Below are 19039 nucleotides of genomic sequence, written 5' to 3'. Positions count from 1 at the left end.
GGGCACTGGCCGCAGCGCGGTCCCGGCCAGGGCCTTCCCTGGACGAGGGGCTTCATGTCAGGCGCGGTTGGCGGCCAGAGATTTATCCTGGTCCGCCTTGCGATCGGCCGCCACCTTGATGGCATGCGGGCGCTCGCCGATCAGCTTGGCATAGGGCTTCCAGTCCACGCCGCCAGCGGCCAGCAAGTCTTCGCCGTAGATGGCCTTGGTGGACATGGCCACCAGCGGCAGGCTGACCCAGCCGGCGCAGTCCGCCAGCGTGAACGTGTCGCCGGCGAGATAGGGCCCGAACTTGGCCAGGCGCTTGAAGGCAGCGATGTTCTCGGGCAGCACGCGGGCGACGCGCTTCTTGGTGCCGTCGCTGACCTGGCCGCCGAAAAAGGCTTCCGGGTACAGCTCGCGCACCACCAGCTCCAGGTGCAGCTCCACATAGGTGATCAGCTCGCGCACCTTGGCGGCCTCATAGGGGTGGGCGGGGATCAGCCTGGGCGTCTCGGGATAGGCGGCCTCCAGGTATTCGACGATGGCCTGGCTCTCGCACAGCGCGCCATGCGGCGTCTTGATGAAGGGCACCTTGCCCAGCGGCGAGCAGCTCAGCACCTCCTCGGCATGGGAATGCGTCTTCACGTATTCCTCGGTGAAGGGGATGCCTTTTTCCAGCAGGACCAGCTTGGCCTTGTTGTAGTAGTTCGAGAGCGGGATGCCGCAGAGGGTGATCATGGAGGTCTCCTGGTGAATGACGCAGTCTATGCAGGGCGGCGCGGTGCTCCTAGCGCAGTGGCGACAGGAGGCAGGACATCATTTTTGGGGATGCCTTCCGGGTTGGGCCCCCTTAACGTGCGCGCACATATCAACAGTCGAGGGAGGCGGTCATGCGCCAAGGTGTCCATCTTCGTCCGGTGCGCCTGCCCCAGTTGCTCGTGGTGGCGGCGGCTGCAGCCAGCGTGGCGGGCTGCGCCTTCTTCGATCCCTACGTCGGCATGAAGCCGGCCAAGACCGAGGGCGCGGAGCGCGACAAGATCCAGTTTGCCGGTGAGGCCAACCAGGCCATTGCGCAGGTCGAGGCCGTGCGGCAGGAGTACTTCAGCGGTATGCGGCAGATCGGGGCCACGCGGGCGGCCTTCGCCACCGGGGCGACGGTCATCACGGGTTACGCCCTCTACAACACGCTCAAGCCCAACCCTCCCGGGGCGACCGAACCCAGCTTCGAGACCAAGCGGACCACGGTGGCCCTCGGTGCCGTGCTGGCCACGTCGCTGGGCCTGAGCGAGTACGCGCTCAACAAGGGCCAGGAGTCGGCCTACAACGTCGGCTACCAGGCCTTGACCTGCCTGCTGCGCCAGTCGGCACCGCTGCTGATGCCGCTGTACAAGCAGGCGGATGTCGTGGAAGCCGACAACGTCCAGACCCTGCAGCATGCGTTGGCGAAGCTGTCCAAGGAGATCGACGCTCTGGAGCGGGCCGTGGCGTCGGCCCGCGTCGGCGTGGCCGAGGGGCAGGTGCATGCGCAGCAGTGGGAAGCCGACGCCGTCAGGGCCCTGATCGCCGCCAACGATGCCCTGCCCGACAAGCCTGCGGCGGCCGACAAGTCCGGCAAGGCCAAGAAGCCAGGCGTGGCGCCAGCGCAGCCCGCCAAGCTGAGCCCCGAGGAATTGTCGGCAGCGGTCGGCAAGCTCACGACGACCTTGCCTCCCGAGATCGAGAAGCGCCCCCATCTGCCTCGCACCATCCGCGATGCCGAGAAGGCGCTGGGCTATGCCCGCCGCACCCTGGAAGACGGCAAGAAGCTGCTGCAGGCGGTGGTCGGTTCCGGGCGTGAGATCCAGGAACGGGCTCACTCCATCGTCAGCACCGTCAACGGGCTGATCCGCGCGGCCCAGCCCGACCTGAAGGCGGCCGATGTGTCGCTGTCCAGCGCCCAGGACATCGTGTCGGGTTTCAAGAAGATCGGCAGCGATACCGCCGAAGACCAGGCCGATACCACGAACGGCAGCAGTAGCAGCAGTCTTCCAGCCGCCTTCGATGCACGGAAATTCGCCGCCATGGCCACGCCACGTGCTTCGCAGCGCTGGGCCGTGCTGGGTGGTCCGGGCGTGTCGATGATGGGAAGTTCGCTCGCGGCCGTCATGGCAGCCAACGCCGTTGCGGCTCAGCAGGCCGCGTCAGCGCCCGCAGCCGCGGCCTCGGCGCCGGCTGCTGCGGCTTCCGGCGTGAAAGCCGCACCGCCTCCCGCGCCCAAGCCCCCGCCCGCCAAGCCGCCGGCTCCCGCCAAGCTGACGATGGAGGAACTGGAAAAGCTGCAGGGCCTGATCGAGAGCACGCTGAAGCAGGCCAGGCAACGCCAGGCCGAGGAAGCCCAGGAGAAGCTCATCGGCGGCTACAAGAGCAAGTTCGAAGACCTGGCCAAGCCTCGAGAGGTCTGCTGGGTCAAAGGAGGTCGGGCGCGTTGCGACACGGAACAACTGGCACTGCGCATCGAGGATCTCTACGCCGCACGTCGCCCGGTCGCTGCGACGGTCCTGCATTTCAGGGCGCAGACCAAGGTGGTCAGGCGTGTCGCCGGCTGCCCCAGCGACTCAGGCATCCGGGTCACGCCCAGCGAGAGCATCGTTGTGCAGGCCGGAGAGACCTACAGCTTTGTCGTGACCCAACCCAATGTGGGTTCTCCGGTCGCGATGCTGCAGGGGGCCTTGGGTGAGGATCTGGGTTCGCTGACGACGACTTCTCTGGGCACCGCCGGCCTGCAAGCCAAGGTCCAGTTCGGCAAGAAGGCCAAGGGGCGCTACGTCCTGCAGGCCACCGACTCGACCGGGGATTTCAGCGAAAGCGTGCAGATCTTCGTCAAGGGGGCGCCACCCGAGAAGAAAAAAGACGACGCGGCGGACAAGCCCAAATCGGCGGCATCGGCCGCGGGGGATTCGTGAGCCAAGGCCGCGCCGCTTAGCGGTTCACCAGCACGATGCCCACGGCGAGGGCCGCCAGCGCCGCGACCAGGCGGGCGCTGATGCCTTCGCCCAGCAGCAGGGCGCCCGCCAGCAGACCGAACAGCGGCGTGCTCAGCGTGAAGACGGACAGCTTGGTGGCCGCGTAGTGGCGAATGAGCCAGAACCACACCAGATAGCTGGCAAAGGTGACGACGACGGCCTGGAAGCCGAACAGGCCGATGAGGCGCGGCGACCAGTGCAGGGGCAGGGCTTCTCCCGTCAAGACGGCCGCTGCACACAAGGTCAGGGCGGACACCCCCAGCTGGTAGAGCAGCGTCTTCTCGGCGGGAGCGCTGCTCAGCTTGGTCGCACGGATGGCCAGCGTCGTGCCGCCCCACAGCACGGCGGCGGCCACGCCCAGCGCGTCGCCCCACCACTGCATGGGTGTGCCCGGCGCCGAGAAGCCTTCCGCGAACGCAAAGGCCATGGCGCCGAAGGCCAGCACCAGGCCGATCCATTGCCGCGCCGACAGCGCCTCGCCGCGCGCGATCCACGGCATGCCCAGGGCGACGACAAAGGGCGCCAGATAGATGAAGACGACCATGCGCGAGGCGCTGGTGTACTGCAGGCCGACAAAGATGCAGCCGAACTCGGCCGCGAACAGCAGGCCCGCGATCAGGCCGCCCCAGAGGCTGCCGTCGCGCTCGAACAGGCGGATGCCGCGCGACATCGACCAGAGCCAGACCAGCACGCCCGCCACGGCGGAGCGCAGGCCGGCCTGCCAGAGCGGCGCAATCTCGGTCAGCGCGGCCTTGGCGGCCACCTGGTTGATGCCCCAGAGCAGGCAGCACAGCAGCAGCAGGGCGATGGCGCGGGGATCAAGTTGGGTCTGTCGCATGCTGCGTATGCTGCCAGCATGTTCGAAGTGACCGTGATTGGCGGCGGCGTGATGGGCGCCGCCACCGCCTGCTTTCTCGCCCGCGACCATGGCGCGACGGTGACCGTCATCGAGCGCGATCCCAGCTATTCGCGGGCGTCGAGCTCGCTGTCGCTGAGCTCCATCCGCCAGCAGTTCTCCCAGCCGGCCAACATGGCCTTGTCGCGGTGGAGCGTCGAGTTCCTGCGTCGCGCGGCGGACGAGCTGGCGACGGCGGATGACAGCCCCGCCATCGGTCTCGTCGAGCCGGGCTATCTCTACCTCGCCACCCCAGCAGGGGAGGCGACGCTGCGCGAGGTGCACGCCGTGCAGCGCGCGGAAGGCGTCGACGTCGCGCTGCTGAGCCCTGCCGAACTGGCGGCGCGTTTCCCCTGGTTGGCCGTTGGCGATCTCACGCTGGGCTCGCTCGGCCTGAGCGGCGAAGGCTGGTTCGACGGTCCGGCCTTGCATCGGGCCTTCCGGCGCAAGGCCAAGGCTTGTGGGGTGCGCGTCATCGATGCCGAGGTGGTGGGTTTCGACACGGCCGGCGAACGCGTGACGGCCGTGCGCTGCGCCAACGGCTCGCTCGTGGGCGGCGACGCCTTTGTCATCGCGGCCGGCGCCTGGAGTGCGCCCTTGGGTTCAGCGCTCGGTGTTGAACTGCCGGTCCACGCAAAGAAGCGCGATGTCTTCGTGCTGGAGACACCAGCCTCATTGCCCGGCTGCCCGCTGGTCATCGACCCGAGCGGCTTCTGGTTTCGCACCGAGGGTTCGCTGATCCTGGCCGGCGGCCCGCCGCGTGGCGATGACCCCGACGAAGCGCCGCTGCACGACATCGACCATGGCCTCTTCGACGAGCAGCTCTGGCCCACGCTCGCCGCGCGCGTGCCGGCGCTGGAGGCGCTGCGCGTGCGTTCGGCCTGGGCCGGCTACTACGAGATGAATGCCTTCGACCATAACGGCCTGGCCGGCCGCTTGCCCGGTTACGCGAATGCGTTCACGGCCTGCGGCTTCTCGGGCCACGGCATGCAGCAGTCGCCGGCCGTGGGCCATTCGATGGCCCGGCTGATCGCTGGCCTGGAGGCCCCCTTGATCGCCGCGCTGACGCCGCAGCGCCTGCTCGACAACCGGCCCCTCATCGAGGCCAACGTCATCTAGCGGTTGCGCACCCGCTTCTTGGGCGGCGGCGGTTCGCTGCGCACCCAGCGCGTCGCCGTCAGCGCGTCCGACACGGCGCTGGTCTTGTTGTCCACATAGCCCCAGCCGCGCATCGCCACGCGCACCTCGGCGTCCGAAGGGTCGGCATCCGGGCCCTTGGGGTGCACCACCCAGACCGTCTTGCAGATCATGTCGGCATGGAACTCGGCCATGCGCGGCAGTTCCGACGCCTTGCTCAGCACCGCCACCAGCATGCGCGCCTCGCGCAGATTGGTCGTGATGCCGCCGGCCAGCGCCTCGGCCAGGGCCGGGTCCAGCGCGCCGACGGTCGGGCCGATCAGCAGGGCCGGGTTCTCGGCGCTGACGCCGAGCTTGGCGGCCAGCGTGGGCGGCGGCGTCTGCAGCTTCTTCAGCCACTTGCCGGCTTCCTTTTCGCCCAAAACCAGGGCGGCGGCTTCTTCGCCCACCTCGAAACGCAATTCCTCGCCGTCGATGCGCAGGTTCTGCAGCGCGGCGATCTCCCATTTGCGCTTGATGGCGCCGCGCAGCACGACGGTGGTCGATTCGAGCAGGGCGGTGACCTCGGCGGTCTCGGTGCCCACGCGGGCGGTACAACTGGCTTCACGTCCCATGCCGGGTCCTCGGTGATCTTGATGTTGCCCGCATTGTCAGCCCCCAGGCGAGGGCGCCGGCGACGGCGCCGCTCAGATGGGCAAAAGGGGCCACGGCGAAGTCGAAGCCGGGGGTGTCGCGCAGCACCGGGCCCAGCGGATGTTCGAGCACGAGCTTGATGACGAGGCCGACCACGATGGCCGCACCGACGAAGTGCTCCCGGCTGCGGCGCGTGAACAGCGTCAACGCGGCAATGGCCGCCAGCGCATGCAGCTCGCCGGAAAGGCCGGCGTAGTGCAGCAGCTCGGGACGCAGCAGCAGGCCGAGCTGGGTCAGGGGCAGGGCGATGAGGGCAGCGAGGGCTTCACGCGGGCCCAGGTGGGCGCGCCAGCCGAGCAGGGCCAGCACCGCGCAGCCGGCGAGATTGGCGGCCAGGTGAAGCGGCGTCCAGTGCACGAAGGCGGCGCTGATGGCGCGCCAGGGCTGCGATGCAAGGAGAGCGGGCTGCCAGTCCAGCACCTCGCGCGGCAGCGGCCAGGCCAGCAGGGACAGCGCGGCCAGCGCCGCGCACAGCGTCAGCCAAAGACGGCTTGCCACAGCGCTTGGACGGCATCGCGATGAATCTGCAGCGGCGCGGCAGCCTCGGCATCCAGCGCGGTGGACTGCTCATCCAGCCTGGCCTTGTGCTGCACGCGCCGCAGCTCGCGGTAGGCATTGGCGGCGCCGACACCCACGCCGCTCGGCAGCAGCCCGACGGCCTCGCAACGCTGCAGCAGCGCGATATTGCCGAGGTTGTCCAGCAGCTCGGGGTGGTCGGCGCCATTCGCCAGCACCAGGGTCTGCAGCGCGAACTCGGCGTCCATCATGCCGCCCTCGCTGTGCTTCACGTCGAAGAGGCCTTCGCGCACCGGGCGCGCTGCGCGCACCTTCTCGCGCATGGCCTGCACCTCGGTCTTCAGCGCCTCGCCGTCACGCGGCGCCGTCAGCACCTGGCGGCGCACGCCCTCGCAGTGCTCGGCCAGCTCGGCGTTGCCGGCGCAGAAGCGCGCCCGCGTGATGGCCTGGTGCTCCCAGGTCCAGGCCGTGTTGCTGCCGCGGCCGGTCTGGTAGGCCTCGAAGTGAGCCAGTGACGTGACCAGCAGCCCCGAATTGCCATTCGGCCGCAGCGCGGTGTCGATGTCGAACAGCTCGCCGGCGGCGGTGCGCAGCGTCAGCCAGGTGATCAAACGACGAACGAAGGCGCCGTAGATCTCGCTGGCGTTCTCGTCCTCGTCGTCGAAGACGAACACCACGTCCAGGTCGCCGCCATAGCCCAGCTCCTTGCCGCCGAGCTTGCCGTAGGCGATGACGGCCAGGCGAGGATCGGGGCGATGCGCCTTGCCAAAGCGCGCCCAGGCCCAGGTGATGGCGATCTGCAGCACGGCGTCGGCCAGCAGCGACAGGTCGTCGGCCACCTGCTCGACGGTGATGCGGCCCTCGACGTCGCGCACCAGCGTGCGGAAGACCTCGGCGTGGTGGGCGCGGCGCAGCGTGTCCAGCAGCGCTTCCTCGTCGGCCTCGCCGCTGCGCACCCAGCCCTGCTCGCGGTCCAGCAGGTCGGTGATGAAGGCCTCGCGGTCGAAGCGGGCGGTCAGCAGCAGCGGGTCGGCGAGTTCGTCGATGACGCCGGGGTGCTGCATCAGATAGCGCATCGGCCAGCGCGCCAGGCCGAGCAGGCGCAGCAGGCGCTGCTGCACGGCGGGACGCTCGACCAGCAGGGCGAGGTAACTCTCGCGGCGCAGCAGCGGGCCGACCCAGTCGACAAAGCGCAGGGCCGCGTCCAGCGAGCATTCCTCGGCCGCCACGGCCTGGGCCGCGCGCTGGAAGAGCTTGGCCAGGCGCTGGCGCGATTCCTCGCGCAGGCCCTGCACGCGCGGCGTGTCGGCCAGGGCGCGCACGGCGGCGGCCAGCTCGGGCGGCAGGCCGTTCAGGAAGTCCTCGCCATCGACGGCCGGCTTGGGGCCGCCACACTGGCCGCCCTTGCAGCCGCCCTGGGGCTTGCCGCCCTCGTGGAGCAGCGCGTCGAACTCGGTCGCGACCAGTTCGCGCACCTCGCCGAGCTGCTCGAACAGCTCGCAGGCTTCGCGCGAGCATTTCAGCCCGAGCGACGCGGCAATCCAGGCCAGGTCGGCGTCGCCTTGCGGCAGGCAATGGGTCTGCTGGTCGTCCAGGAACTGGATGCGGTGCTCGACGCGGCGCAGGAAGACATAGGCGGCCGTCAGCTTCTCTGCGGTCTCGGCCTTCATCAGCCCGCCTGCCGCCAGCTGGGCCAGCGCCTTGACGGTGGAGCGGGTGCGGATCTCGGGGAACTGGCCGCCGCGCACGACCTGCAGCAGCTGCACGATGAACTCGATCTCGCGGATGCCGCCGCGCGACAGCTTGACGTCGTTGGCGCGCTCCGGCCGGCCGGCGGCGCGGGCCTTGGCTTCGCTGCGGATCTTGCCGTGCAGCTGGCGCAGGCCCTCGAAGACGCCGTAGTCCAGGTAGCGGCGGTAGACAAAGGGCGTGACGAGGTGGCGCAGCTGCAGCGTGCGGGCGTCGCCCGGCCCGCCCATGCCCGACAGCGGCGCGACGACGCGGCTCTTCAGCCAGGCGAAGCGCTCCCACTCGCGGCCCTGCACGAGGAAATATTCCTCCAGCATGCCCAGGCTGACGACCGGCGGGCCGCTCTTGCCATTGGGCCGCAGCGCCAGGTCGACGCGAAAGACCTGGCCGTCGTCGGTCACGTCGCCGATCAGCGCGTAGAGCCGTTTGGCGACGCTGGAGAAGTATTCGTGGGCACTGACAGGCCGTGAACCTTGCGTCTGGCCGTCATCTTCGTAAACGTAGATGAGGTCGATGTCCGACGAGACATTCAGCTCGCGGGCGCCCAGCTTGCCCATGCCCAGCACCCAAAAGGCGATGTCGCCCCCCTCCGCGGTGCGGGGTTCGCCGTGGAGGGCGTCCAGCTCGGTGCGGGCCGCGGCCAGGGCCTTGTCCAGCGTCACCTCGGCCAGATGCGTCATGGCCAGCGTGACATCTTCCACAGTGGCGCACTGTTCGATATCCAGCACCGCCAGGCGCTCCAGCACCWGGTGGCGGGCCACGCGCAGGGCGCTGGCCAACGGCCGGGTCGTGGCCAAAGTCTCGATCAGCGCAGCAATGACGCCCCGGTCGGGCAGGCCCGGTTGCAACAGTGGCAACTCCGCCGCATATCGGCGGCGAACCCGCTGCACATAGCGGCTGTGCTCAGCAAGAACGGGAAACAGTGCGCTCATGACCCTGTGCTAGATTGACTGCCGGCCGACATTTCACGTGCCCCAAGACACCGTGTCTGACTTCTTCTCGGCCGCCCTCCACCGCTGTACACGCGCTTCGCGCTGGCCTTTGCGCCTGTGCTGGCACAGCCTGCGCTGGGCCGTGCTGGTGCTGGCCCTGCTGTGGGCTTTGGGGGTGATGGCCTGGGCTGTATTGCACTGGGCCATTCTCCCGCACGCCAATGACTGGCGCCCCTGGCTGGAAAAGGAAGCCTCAAAGGCTTTGGGGGTAGAACTGCGCATCGGCCGCATCACGGTCGAATCCGGTGGCTGGATGCCGCGCATGGAACTGGGCGATGTGCAGGTGCTGGACGCCGCCGGCCGCCCGGCGCTGCGGCTGCCGCGCGTGGCGGCCGTGCTGTCTGCCCAGTCCCTGCTCGCGCTGGAGCCGCGCTTCTCCCAGCTGCTGGTCGACGCGCCCGAGCTCACCATCCGCCGCGACGCCCAGGGCCGCATCTTCATCGCCGGCCTGGGCCTGGATGAGGCCGAGAAGACCGACGCCGGCACCACCGAGGCCGGCATGGACTGGTTGTTCAGCCAGCCCGAGCTCGCCATCGTCAACGGCCGCGTGCGCTGGGTGGACGAGAAGCGTGCCGATGCCCGGCCGCTGGAGCTGTCCGAGCTGAACTTCATCATGCGCAACGGCCTGCGCCGCCATTCGCTGCGCCTGGACGCGACGCCGCCGCCCGACTGGGGCCGGCGTTTCACGCTGCGCGGCCAGTTCACGCAGAGCCTGCTGAAGCGCCCCGGTGAGTTCCAGCACTGGAGCGGCCAGGCCTATGCCGAGTTGCCGCGCGCCGACCTGAGCCAGCTCAAGCGCCATGTTGACCTGCCCTTCCAGCTCAGCGAAGGTGATGGCGCCGTGCGCGCCTGGGCCGACATCAAGGACGGCAGCCCCACGGCCGCGACGCTGGACCTCGCCCTGCGCTCGGTGCGGCTCAAGCTGCTGGATTCCGCGCAGGAGCTGGATCTGGACCATATCGAAGGCCGGCTCGACCTGGCCCGCGCCAAGGACCGCTTGAGCCTGCAAGCCCGCCAGCTCGGCTTTGTCAGCCGGGACACCGACGGCAGCGTCGTGGCTTGGCCGCGCTCGGACTGGGGCGTGGTGCTGCAGCTCGGCAAGGCCGACGAAGTGCTGGGCGGCGAGCTCAATGCCCAGCGCCTGGACTTCGCGCTGATGGCCCAGATCGGCCAGCGCCTGCCCCTGGGCGAGCGCGCGCACAAGCTGCTGACCGAGCTGGAGCCGCGCGGCGTGCTGACGGCCTTGAGCGGCCAGTGGCAGGGCACGCTGGACGCGCCGCGCACTTACCGCGTCAAAGCCCAGATCGATGGCCTGGCGATTGCCGCGCGGCCTGCCGAGCAGGACGGCCATATCGGCCGCCCCGGCCTGCGCGGCGCCAGCGTGGAGCTGGACGCCAGCGAGCGCGGCGGCTCCGCCAAGCTGGCCGTGCACGACGGCGAGGTCGAGCTGCCGGGGCTGTTCGAAGACCCGCATCTGCCCATCACGCGGCTGTCCACGCAGATGCTCTGGCAACTGCCCCAGGCCAATGGCAAGACGCCCGGTGACGTCGAGCTGAAGCTGCGCGAGCTGCAGCTGCAGACCCCCGACGTCAGCGCTGAGTTCGACGTCAGCTGGAAGCGCCAGGCCGGCGCCACCACGCCGGGCTATATCGACCTGAACGGCCGCCTGCAGCGTGTGGAGGCGACGCGCGTGGCGCGCTACATCCCGGCGCGTCTGGTGAACACGCGCAGCTATGTGGCCCGCGCCATCCTCGGCGGCGAAGCGCACAACACCACGGTCAGGCTCAAGGGCGAGCTGGCCGACTTCCCCTTCGATGCGCCCAAGTCCACCGGCATCTTCAAGGTGGTCACCCATGCCCAGGGCGTCACGCTGGCCTATGTGCCGCCGAGCGACAACGGCACCAACTGGCCGGCCATGGAAGGCGTGGACGCCGAACTCGTCTTCGAGCGCGCCGGCATGTTCATCAAGGACGGCCACGCCAAGGTACTGGGCTATGAGCTCAGCGACGTCAACGGCGGCATCAAGGACCTGCACCATGGCCGCCTGCTGCAGCTCGACGGCAATGGCCGCGGCGCGGGCGCCGACTTGCTGCGCTTCGTGCGCGCCTCGCCGCTGGACGAATGGCTGGGCCATGCGCTGGGCACCACCACGGCCCAGGGCCCGGTCGCGCTCAAGCTCGGCATCGGCATTCCGCTGGACGACGTGAAGGAGACCAACGTCAAGGGCCAGCTCCAGCCCGCCGGCGTGGACGTCAAGCTGCGCCCCGAGCTGCCGCCGCTGGCGGGCGTGCGCGGCCGCATCGACTTCGACCGCAAGGGCCTGCAGCTCGTCGGCGTGACGGCCCGGCTGCTGGGCGGCGACGCCGGCATCGAAGGCGGCACGCAAGCGGGCGGCGGCATGCGCTTTGCCGTGCAGGGCCAGGCCACCGCCGACGGCCTGCGCCGCGCCACCGAGCTGGGCGCCGTGACCCGCCTCGCCCAGGCCGCCAGCGGCCAGACGGCCTACCGTTTCCAGCTCGCCATTCCCAAGGACGGCCAGAGCGAACTCAGCGTGTCCAGCAATCTGCAGGGGCTGGCCCTGGACCTGCCCGCGCCCGGGCGCAAGGAAGCCGATGCGGTGCTGCCGCTGCGCCTGTTGATGACGCCCACCGCGGCGGGCCGTGATGAGCTTCGTCTCGAAGTGGGCACCCCCGCGGCGCCTTTGCTTCAGGCCCAGCTGCAACGTGACATCTCCGGCCCCAGCTCCCAGGTGCTGCGCGGCGCCTTGGCCGTGCAGGACAAGCTGCCTGCGCTGCCCGCCAGCGGCGTGCTGCTGCAGGTCAATGTCGCGGCCCTGGACCTCGATGCCTGGCAGCAGCGCCTTGGCGGGCTGGCGGGCGGCGCGGGTGGTGCTGGAGGTGGCGAGGGTGCCGACGACGCCGGCCTGCTGCCCAGCCAGATCGCGCTGCGCAGCCAGGCGCTCAAGATCGGTGGCCGCCAGCTCGGCCGTGCGACGGCGCTGGTGGCACGCGATGGCGCCAACTGGCGCGTCAATGTCGACGCCGAGCAGATTTCCGGCCGCATCGAATTGAAGGGTGTCAAGGGCGGCCAGATCGAGGCCGTGCAGGCCCGCTTGTCGCGCCTGTCGCTGCCGCGCCAGGAGGCCGACTCGGTCAGCGAGCTCATCGACCCGGGCAAGGCCGACGCCAACAGCAGCCCGCTGCCGTCGCTGGACATCGAGGTCGACGACTTCGAGCTGCGCGGCAAGCGCCTGGGCCGCCTGGAAGTCTTGGCCCAGGCCCCGGCCGCCGCGCGTGACTGGAAGTTGGAGAAGCTGCAGATCCAGTCGCCCGATGCGACGCTGCACGCCAGCGGGCGCTGGGGCGGCGAGGCCGGCGCCAAGCGCCGCACCCAGCTCGACTGGAAGCTCGACATCGCCGATGCCGGCAAGCTGCTGGAGCGCCTCGGCCAGGGCCAGGTGCTGCGCGGCGGCAAGGGCGTGCTGGCCGGCCAGGTGGGCTGGGACGGCTCGCCGCTGGCGCCGCATTACGCCAGCATGGCCGGCGCGCTGAATGTGCAGCTCGACACCGGCACCTTCCTGAAGGCCGAGCCCGGTGTCGGGCGGCTGCTCGGCGTGCTCAGCCTGCAGTCGCTGCCGCGCCGCTTCCTGCTGGACTTCCGCGACGTCTTCGCCGAGGGCTTTGTCTTCGACGGGGTGACCGGCGACGTCAAGATCACCGCCGGCATCGCCCGCAGCGACAACATCCGCATCCGCGGCCTGCAGGCGGCCGTGCTGGTGGACGGCAGCACCGACCTGGCGGCCGAGACGCAGAAGCTGCGCGTCGTCGTCGTGCCCGAGGTCTCGGCCGGCGGCGCGTCGCTGGCCTATGCGGCCATCAACCCGGCCATCGCGCTGGGCGCCTTCCTGGCCCAGCTCATCCTGAGCCGCCCGGTGGCCGCGGCCAACACGCGCGAGTTCCACATCACCGGCACCTGGGACGACCCCAAGGTGGAGAAGGTGGAAGCGCTGCCGGCCAAGGCGGCGAGCGCAGTGAATTGAGGGCCCTTCGCCCCGTCGCACCGCGCTGAACGCGGGTGCACCGGGTCGGTCTTGCAGACCGCGCAGCCGACAAAGCGGCTGCTCTTCGGCAGGCACGACAAGTCCACAGGACTTGCCGTGTCCGGCCTCAGCCCCCGTGGGGACGGCGAGGCATGCCGGATCAACCGGCACGCACATCGCCAGACGGGCCGGCTAGGGAGCGGCCCGGCGCTCGGCCCGAATGCCTGTTTCCGGTGGACGCCGCTCAGCGCGGGGCCTCGGCCTCCAGCGCTTTCAGCTGCAACCGCACGCCCGTGTAGCTCCGCAGCTGGGCCAGCGCCGCCTTCAGACCGGGTTCGGCTAGGAAGAGGGCGTCGAAGCTGCCGTCGGCCGCCGCCAGCGCCAGACCGCGCTGCAGCCGCTCGGCCAGCTGCGGCTTGTCGCGCGTCACGAAGAAATACAGCGGCTGCTTGTATTGCAGGGCCACGCCGGGCAGCTCCGCGAAGCCCTGGTCGGCGTAGTGCAGCAGCTCCTCGTCGATCTCCTCGCGGGTGCGCGGGATGAAGTCGAAGCGGCCGGCCTTGAGCATGCGGAACAACAGGTCGGACTTGGTGGCCGTCTCGACGTTGAAGCCATTGGCCTTCAGGATCTGCGCATCGCTCCAGTAGGTGCCCGCGCCGGCTCGCAGCTTGCGCAGCGTCTCCAGCGTACGCAGCGGGCGCAGCGTGGGCAGGTCGGCGGCGCGCACGAGCAGGAAGCGCAGCTCGTTGATGCCCTTGAGCAGATTGAAGCGCACCGCCAGCGCCTGGGCCTCGCGCTCGGGCGTGGTGGTGCTCCACATCAGGTCCAGGTGGCCGTCCTGCAGCATCTGGCGCATGCGTGGGCGCGGCAGGTCGGGCGCCGCATGGACGAGGGTGGGCAGGGGCTCGCCGTCGGCCGTCTTGTTCAGGGCCAGCTTCAGGGCCTCGATGAAGAAACCGCCATGGGCGCTGTAGGCATTGGGGTCGGGCAGGCGCAGCGTCTGCGGCGTGCCGGCGCCACGGGCCGACGGCAGCGCCGCGGCGAGGGGCAGCGCCAGCAGCTGGCGACGCAGACGAGAGGGAGACGGCATGGCCGTCCGATTCTCATCCCATGGGTCCGGGGCGTCATGCCGGCGGTCGTGACTTCTGCCGCGCAGTCCTGAAGGTGATCGACCAGCGCAGCGCGTCCACCGGCGCGACGCTGTGCTGCCAGCCCCAGCGTGCCTCGCCCTGCAATGCATAGACGGAGCGCGGCTGGACGCTCAGCTTGACGACATCTTCACGCCTCGGGTTGTGCGGCGGGTAGGGCCTGAAGCGCAGCAGCGCCGCGCTGCCCAGCGACACGCCGAAGACGTCCTCGAAGTCGGGCACATCGCGATGCCAGCCCAGCGGCGTGCCGGGTGAGTATTCGGCGACCAGCACGTGCACAAGGGCCTGCGCGTCGACGCCGGCCCAATGCGCGACACGTTCGCGCAGCGGATGCAATTCGTCGATCAACGGCGTCGACGGCAGCAGCTCGTTGCTGTCGTAGTCGAACTGACCGCCGAAGCTGACGACGCGGCGGCGGGCGGTGTAGCTCTTGTATTTCGCTTCGCGCAGCGGCAGCTGCTGCACGAGGGCCGTCAGCGCGGCTTCTTCCTGTGCTGACAGAAAGGCCGGCTCGTAGCGCAGGCCCGGCGGCAAGGCGCCTGGCGAAGGCGGGAGGTCGTCGAACAGGCCAGACTGCATGGCGATCAAGTCAGGCCGGCGCCCAGGCCTTCAAGTCGGCGGCCGTGGCGGCGGCCTCCTTGCGCACCCAGGCCGCGAAGCGCTTCACGACGGGCAGGGCGGCGGCGTCTTCGCGGATGACGAGCAGATTGGCGCGCGGCGACGGCAGCAGCAGTGGATGCGCCTGCACCAGCTTGCCCGCGAGCAGCCGCGGCAGGGCCAGGGACAGCCGCGTGACCGCCAGCCCCAAGCCCGCTTCGGCCGCGTCCAGCGTGACGGCGGCATCGTTGAAGGCCGGCCCTTCCGCCTGCGCGGTGGCGCCCGCCGCGGCCTGCCACAGCGGTGCGTCGCCGGTCACATGGCTGAGCAGACGGGCGGCCGGCCAGCGTGCGGCGTCGGATCCCAGTTCGCGGGCCAGTGCCGGCGTGGCGACGGTCAGCAGGCGGTCGCCGAACAGGATCTCGCCGCCATCCTCGGGCCGGCCATGGCGCAAGGCCACCAGGGCCACGCGCGGCGGCGGGCGCACCAGGGCGTAGTCGGTCTGCACGATGAGGCGCACCTGCGGCGCCAACGCGATGAAGCGGTCCAGCCGCGGCAGCAGCCAGGCGCGTGCCAGCGAGCCGAGGGTGGCGATCTGCAGCGTCGTGTGCGCAGCATCCGGTTCGGGATAGACGGCTTCGTGCAGGGCCGCCAGCGGCCCGCCCAGCCGGGCCAGCAGCTCGCGGCCCTCGGCCGTCAGCCGCATCTGGTTGCCGACGCGCTCGAACAGGGTCTGGCCGCACCAGTCCTCCAGCTGGCGCACCTGGCGGCTGATGGCGCCGGGGGTCAGGTGCAGCTCGGTGGCCGCACGGCTGAAGTTGCCCAGGCGGGCGGCGGCCTCGAAGGCTTGCAGGGAGAACAGGGGTGGCAGGCGCTCGCGCATGGTGTTGAGAAATCGGCACAGCCGGTGTGCGAAAGCCTCGCTGGCGCGGCGTGCGCCTGAGGCGGACATTGGCGCCACGTTAACGCCGGAGGCCAAAGCCATGCCCACGCAAGCCATCTTCGTCCACCAGTTCGGCGGCCCCGAAGTGCTGGAGCTGCAATCCCTGCCCACGCCCCAGGCTGCATCCGGCGAGGCCGTCGTGCGCATCGAATACGCCGGCATCAACTTCGTCGACCTCTACCAGCGCGAGGGCCGCTATCCGGGTATCAGCCTGCCCTGGCGCCTGGGCCTGGAGGGCGCGGGCGAGATCGTCGACGTCGCGCCCGGCGCCGAGTTCCAGGTCGGTGATCGCGTCGCCTTCACGACCGGCGTGCAGGGCGCTTACGCCAGCCATCTGGCCGTGCCGCTGGAGCACCTGGTGCGCGTGCCCGATGCGCTGTCGCTGCGCGATGCCGCAGCGGCGCTGGAACACGGCCTGACGGCCGCCATGCTGCTGGACGACGTCGCGCGGCTGCCGCCCGGCGAGCCGGTGCTGGTGCATGCCGCCGCCGGTGGCGTCGGCGGCTGGCTGGTGCAGTGGCTGATCGCGCGCGGCCATGCCGTCTTCGGCACGGTGTCGAGCCAGGCCAAGGCCGATTGGCTGCGCGGCCTCTGCGCCGTGCCGCTGCTGGCCGACAGCGACTGGGTGTCCGCCGCCCGCGGCGTCGCCGTCGTCTTCGATTCGGTGGGGCGCAGCACTTTCGCCGGCAGCCTGGAGGCGTTGCGCTTGGGTGGCCATCTCGTCCTTTTCGGCGCGGCCAGCGGCCAACCCGAGCCGGTCGATGTGCTTGCGCTGCAGAAGAAGAGCCTGACGCTGACGCGACCCGTGCTGCCCCACTTCCTGCCCGACGCCGCCAAGCGCCGCGCGCGGGCCGCGACGGTGTTCGATGCCGTGCTGAGCGGCGCCGTGCAGTTGCGCATCCACGCCGAATTCCCGCTGGCCGACGTGGCCAGTGCCCACCAACTGCTGGCGTCGCGTGCGACGCAGGGCAAGCTCCTCCTCAAGCCATGACCATTCTGAAAGACCGCCTGGCCGCCCTCGGCCACACCCTGCCCGAACTGGGTTCGCCCGCTGCCAACTATCTGCACCACCGCGAAGGTGGGGAGCTCCTCGTCATCGCCGGCCAGATCGGCACGCCGGGCCTGGGCGCCCTGGAGGCGCCGGCTGCGCGGGTCGAAGCCGAGATCGCGGCGCTCAAGCTGCTGGCCGTGCTGGACGCCGCGGTCGGCGGCGACCTCGGCCGTGTGCGCCAGGTGCTGCGCCTGGGCATCTTTGTCGCGGCAGCGCCGGGCTTCACCCAGCACAGCACGGTCGCCGATGGGGCGTCCGACCTCGTCGCCGCTGCACTGGGCGAGCGTGGCCGGCATGCGCGTGCGGCCATCGGCGTGGCCAGCCTGCCGGCGGGCGCGGCGGTGGAGGTCGAGGCCCTAGTGGAGCTGGTGTCGTGACCCTGCTGCTCAACCATGCCGGCGCCTCGCCGCTGTCGGCGGCGGCCCTCGCGGCCCTGCAGGCGCATCTGGCGCTGGAGGCCCGCCTCGGGCCGATGGAGGCGGACGAGCAGGTCGCGCCGCAACTGCAGCGCCTGCGTGAAGACGCCGCCCGGCTGTTGAACGCCGGCAGCGACGAGATCGCCTTCCTCGGCAGCGGCTCGGCGGCCTTTGGCGCGGCCTGGTCGGCCTTCACGCACACGACGCCGCTACGCGCGGGCGACCGCATCCTCGTCGGCCGCCAGGAGTGGGGTGGCAATCTCGCGACCTATCAACGCAGCGGCGCGACGGTCGAGGTGCTGCCCTGCCGTGCCGACGGCAGCGTCGATGTCGAGGCCGCTGCGGCACTGATCGACGAGCGGGTGCGCTGGATCTCGCTGACCTGGCTGCCCGCCAACGGCGGGCTCATCAACGACGCGGCCGCCCTGGGGCGGGTGGCGCGTGCGGCCGGCGTGCCGTATTTCATCGACTCCGGCCAGGCCGTGGGCCAGTTGCCGGTGGACGTGCAGGCCTTGGGCTGCGATGTGCTGAAGAGCGCCGGCCGCAAGCATCTGCGCGGGCCACGCGGCACGGCGCTGTTGTACGTGCGCAAGGATTTTGCGGATCGCTTGGAGCCGCCCTGGGTGGACGTCTCGGGCGCCCGCTTCGAGACGGCGGAGCAGCCGGTGGCGTTGAGGCTGGCGCTGCAGGTGGCGATTGCCGAAGCCCTGGAGATCGGCATCGACCGGATTGCTGCGCATGTGCAAGGCCTGGCCGCCCAGCTGCGCGAGCGCCTCGGCGAGCTGCCCCATGTGCGCCTGCACGACCTCGGCAGCGGCCCTCGCTCGGGCCTGGTCAGTTTCACCGTCGAAGGCGAAGCGGCGCTGGCGACCCGCATACGTCTGGCCGGGCAGGGCATCCATGTCGGCGCCAACGGCGTCCCCTACACGCCGCTGGACATGCAGGCCCGGGGCCTGGACGGCATCGTCCGCGCATCGTTTTCCTGGCTTAACAACAAAGCTGACATCGAACGGCTAGCATCGGCTGTATGAAAGTCGCAGCAGTCCAGATGGTCTCCGGCCCCGATGTGGCCGCCAACCTCGGCGCGGCGCGCCGCCTGCTGGAGGATGCGGCCCGCCGCGGCGCCCAGCTTGCGGCCCTGCCGGAGTACTTCTGCCTGATGGGCATGCACGACAGCGACAAGCTGGCGCTGGCGGAAGCCGAGGGCGAAGGCCCCATCCAGGCCATGCTGGCGAGCGCCGCGCGCGACCTGGGCCTGTGGATCATCGGTGGCACGCTGCCCATCAAGTCGACGACGGCCGAGCGAGTGCGCAACTCGACGCTGGTGTTCTCGCCCGACGGCGAGCGCGTCGCACGCTACGACAAAATCCATCTCTTCGCCTTCGACAACGGCCGCGAGAGCTATGACGAGGGCCGCGTGCTCGAGCCCGGCAGCCAGCCCACCAGCTTCGACACCGGCAGCATCAAGGTGGGCCTGTCGGTCTGCTACGACCTGCGTTTCCCTGAGCTCTACCGCGGCTATGCCGGCGTTGATCTGCTGGCCGTGCCGGCCGCCTTCACCTACACGACCGGCCAGGCGCATTGGGAGCTGCTGCTGCGCGCCCGCGCCGTCGAGAACCAGTGCTATGTCGTGGCGCCCGCCCAGGGCGGCCAGCATGCCAACGGCCGCCGCACCTGGGGCCACAGCATGGTCATCGACCCCTGGGGCCAGGTGCTCAGCGTGCTGGCCGAGGGCGAGGGCGTCGTCATGGCGGACGTCGATCCGGCCCGCCTGACCCAGGTGCGCCAGCAATTGCCGGCCCTGGCGCATCGCAAGCTGGGGTAATCCTGGGGAGGTGACTTCCTGCGCGGCGAAGCGAGGCTTCTAGACTCGTTCGCT

At 70.4% G+C, this 19039-nt stretch carries 15 protein-coding genes; 7 read left to right on the top strand and 8 right to left on the bottom strand.

Annotated features, from left to right (window positions below):
* Nucleotides 1-57 precede the first annotated feature (57 nt).
* Nucleotides 58-720, bottom strand: coding sequence for a glutathione S-transferase (locus tag AC1DW3_RS23245; RefSeq protein ID WP_477935345.1), 663 nt, complete (start codon nt 718-720; stop codon nt 58-60).
* A 152-nt stretch (nt 721-872) separates the two neighbouring features.
* Here AC1DW3_RS23245 and AC1DW3_RS23240 point away from each other — a divergent pair, with 152 nt between their 5' ends.
* Nucleotides 873-2924, top strand: coding sequence for a hypothetical protein (locus tag AC1DW3_RS23240; RefSeq protein ID WP_477935343.1), 2052 nt, complete (start codon nt 873-875; stop codon nt 2922-2924).
* A 16-nt stretch (nt 2925-2940) separates the two neighbouring features.
* On the opposite strand, the gene AC1DW3_RS23235 is transcribed toward AC1DW3_RS23240, so the two are convergent.
* Nucleotides 2941-3822: a DMT family transporter gene (locus AC1DW3_RS23235; RefSeq protein ID WP_477935341.1), complete on the bottom strand. Its 882-nt coding sequence runs from the start codon at nt 3820-3822 to the stop codon at nt 2941-2943.
* A gap of 18 nt (nt 3823-3840) precedes the next feature.
* On the opposite strand from AC1DW3_RS23235, the gene AC1DW3_RS23230 reads away from it, so the two are divergent.
* Nucleotides 3841-4998 carry an NAD(P)/FAD-dependent oxidoreductase gene (locus AC1DW3_RS23230; protein WP_477935339.1) on the top strand — a complete coding sequence of 386 codons (1158 nt, stop codon included), beginning with the start codon at nt 3841-3843 and terminating at the stop codon, nt 4996-4998.
* On the opposite strand, the gene AC1DW3_RS23225 is transcribed toward AC1DW3_RS23230, so the two are convergent.
* Genes AC1DW3_RS23225 through glnE form a run of 3 tightly spaced genes read right to left on the bottom strand, consistent with a single transcriptional unit; the run spans nt 4995 to nt 8906 of the window.
* The gene (locus AC1DW3_RS23225) at nt 4995-5630 is read right to left on the bottom strand and encodes a hypothetical protein (RefSeq protein ID WP_477935337.1); all 636 of its coding nucleotides are present in this window, start codon (nt 5628-5630) and stop codon (nt 4995-4997) included. The genes AC1DW3_RS23230 and AC1DW3_RS23225 overlap by 4 nt on opposite strands.
* A complete protein-coding gene (gene rrtA, locus AC1DW3_RS23220; protein WP_477935335.1) occupies nt 5620-6207 on the bottom strand; it encodes a rhombosortase in 588 nt (195 codons plus the stop codon). The genes AC1DW3_RS23225 and rrtA overlap by 11 nt, the downstream gene beginning before the upstream one ends.
* Nucleotides 6186-8906, bottom strand: a complete 2721-nt coding sequence (glnE, locus tag AC1DW3_RS23215; protein ID WP_477935333.1) for a bifunctional [glutamate--ammonia ligase]-adenylyl-L-tyrosine phosphorylase/[glutamate--ammonia-ligase] adenylyltransferase — start codon at nt 8904-8906, stop codon at nt 6186-6188. Before glnE ends, rrtA begins: the two co-directional genes overlap by 22 nt.
* 52 nt (nt 8907-8958) lie before the next feature.
* Between glnE and AC1DW3_RS23210 the strand changes: the two genes are divergently transcribed.
* Nucleotides 8959-13005 (top strand): YhdP family protein, encoded by a 4047-nt coding sequence (locus AC1DW3_RS23210; RefSeq protein WP_477935331.1) that lies wholly within the window; start codon nt 8959-8961, stop codon nt 13003-13005.
* 244 nt (nt 13006-13249) lie between these two features.
* On the opposite strand, the gene AC1DW3_RS23205 is transcribed toward AC1DW3_RS23210, so the two are convergent.
* Genes AC1DW3_RS23205 through AC1DW3_RS23195 form a run of 3 tightly spaced genes read right to left on the bottom strand, consistent with a single transcriptional unit; the run spans nt 13250 to nt 15633 of the window.
* Entirely contained in the window at nt 13250-14095 is an 846-nt protein-coding gene (locus tag AC1DW3_RS23205) for a substrate-binding periplasmic protein (protein ID WP_477935329.1), read from the bottom strand.
* A gap of 34 nt (nt 14096-14129) precedes the next feature.
* Nucleotides 14130-14732: an alpha-ketoglutarate-dependent dioxygenase AlkB gene (locus tag AC1DW3_RS23200; RefSeq protein ID WP_477935327.1), complete on the bottom strand. Its 603-nt coding sequence runs from the start codon at nt 14730-14732 to the stop codon at nt 14130-14132.
* Between the two features lie 10 nt (nt 14733-14742).
* The gene (locus AC1DW3_RS23195) at nt 14743-15633 is read right to left on the bottom strand and encodes a LysR family transcriptional regulator (protein WP_477935325.1); all 891 of its coding nucleotides are present in this window, start codon (nt 15631-15633) and stop codon (nt 14743-14745) included.
* Nucleotides 15634-15733: 100 nt separating this feature from the next.
* On the opposite strand from AC1DW3_RS23195, the gene AC1DW3_RS23190 reads away from it, so the two are divergent.
* Genes AC1DW3_RS23190 through AC1DW3_RS23175 form a run of 4 tightly spaced genes read left to right on the top strand, consistent with a single transcriptional unit; the run spans nt 15734 to nt 18985 of the window.
* Complete coding sequence (locus AC1DW3_RS23190; RefSeq protein ID WP_477935323.1) at nt 15734-16684, top strand: quinone oxidoreductase family protein; 951 nt, start codon at nt 15734-15736, stop codon at nt 16682-16684.
* Nucleotides 16681-17121, top strand: coding sequence for a RidA family protein (locus AC1DW3_RS23185; protein WP_477935321.1), 441 nt, complete (start codon nt 16681-16683; stop codon nt 17119-17121). The genes AC1DW3_RS23190 and AC1DW3_RS23185 overlap by 4 nt, the downstream gene beginning before the upstream one ends.
* Entirely contained in the window at nt 17118-18191 is a 1074-nt protein-coding gene (locus AC1DW3_RS23180; protein ID WP_477935319.1) for an aminotransferase class V-fold PLP-dependent enzyme, read from the top strand. The genes AC1DW3_RS23185 and AC1DW3_RS23180 overlap by 4 nt, the downstream gene beginning before the upstream one ends.
* On the top strand, nt 18188-18985 hold the full coding sequence (locus AC1DW3_RS23175; protein WP_477935317.1) for a carbon-nitrogen hydrolase family protein: 798 nt from the start codon (nt 18188-18190) through the stop codon (nt 18983-18985). Before AC1DW3_RS23180 ends, AC1DW3_RS23175 begins: the two co-directional genes overlap by 4 nt.
* Nucleotides 18986-19039: the final 54 nt, after the last annotated feature.

The organism is Roseateles sp. P2_H4, assembly GCF_056403315.1.
The sequence above is the reverse complement of the archived record's forward strand: the minus strand, read 5'-3'. Positions and strand labels throughout refer to the sequence as shown.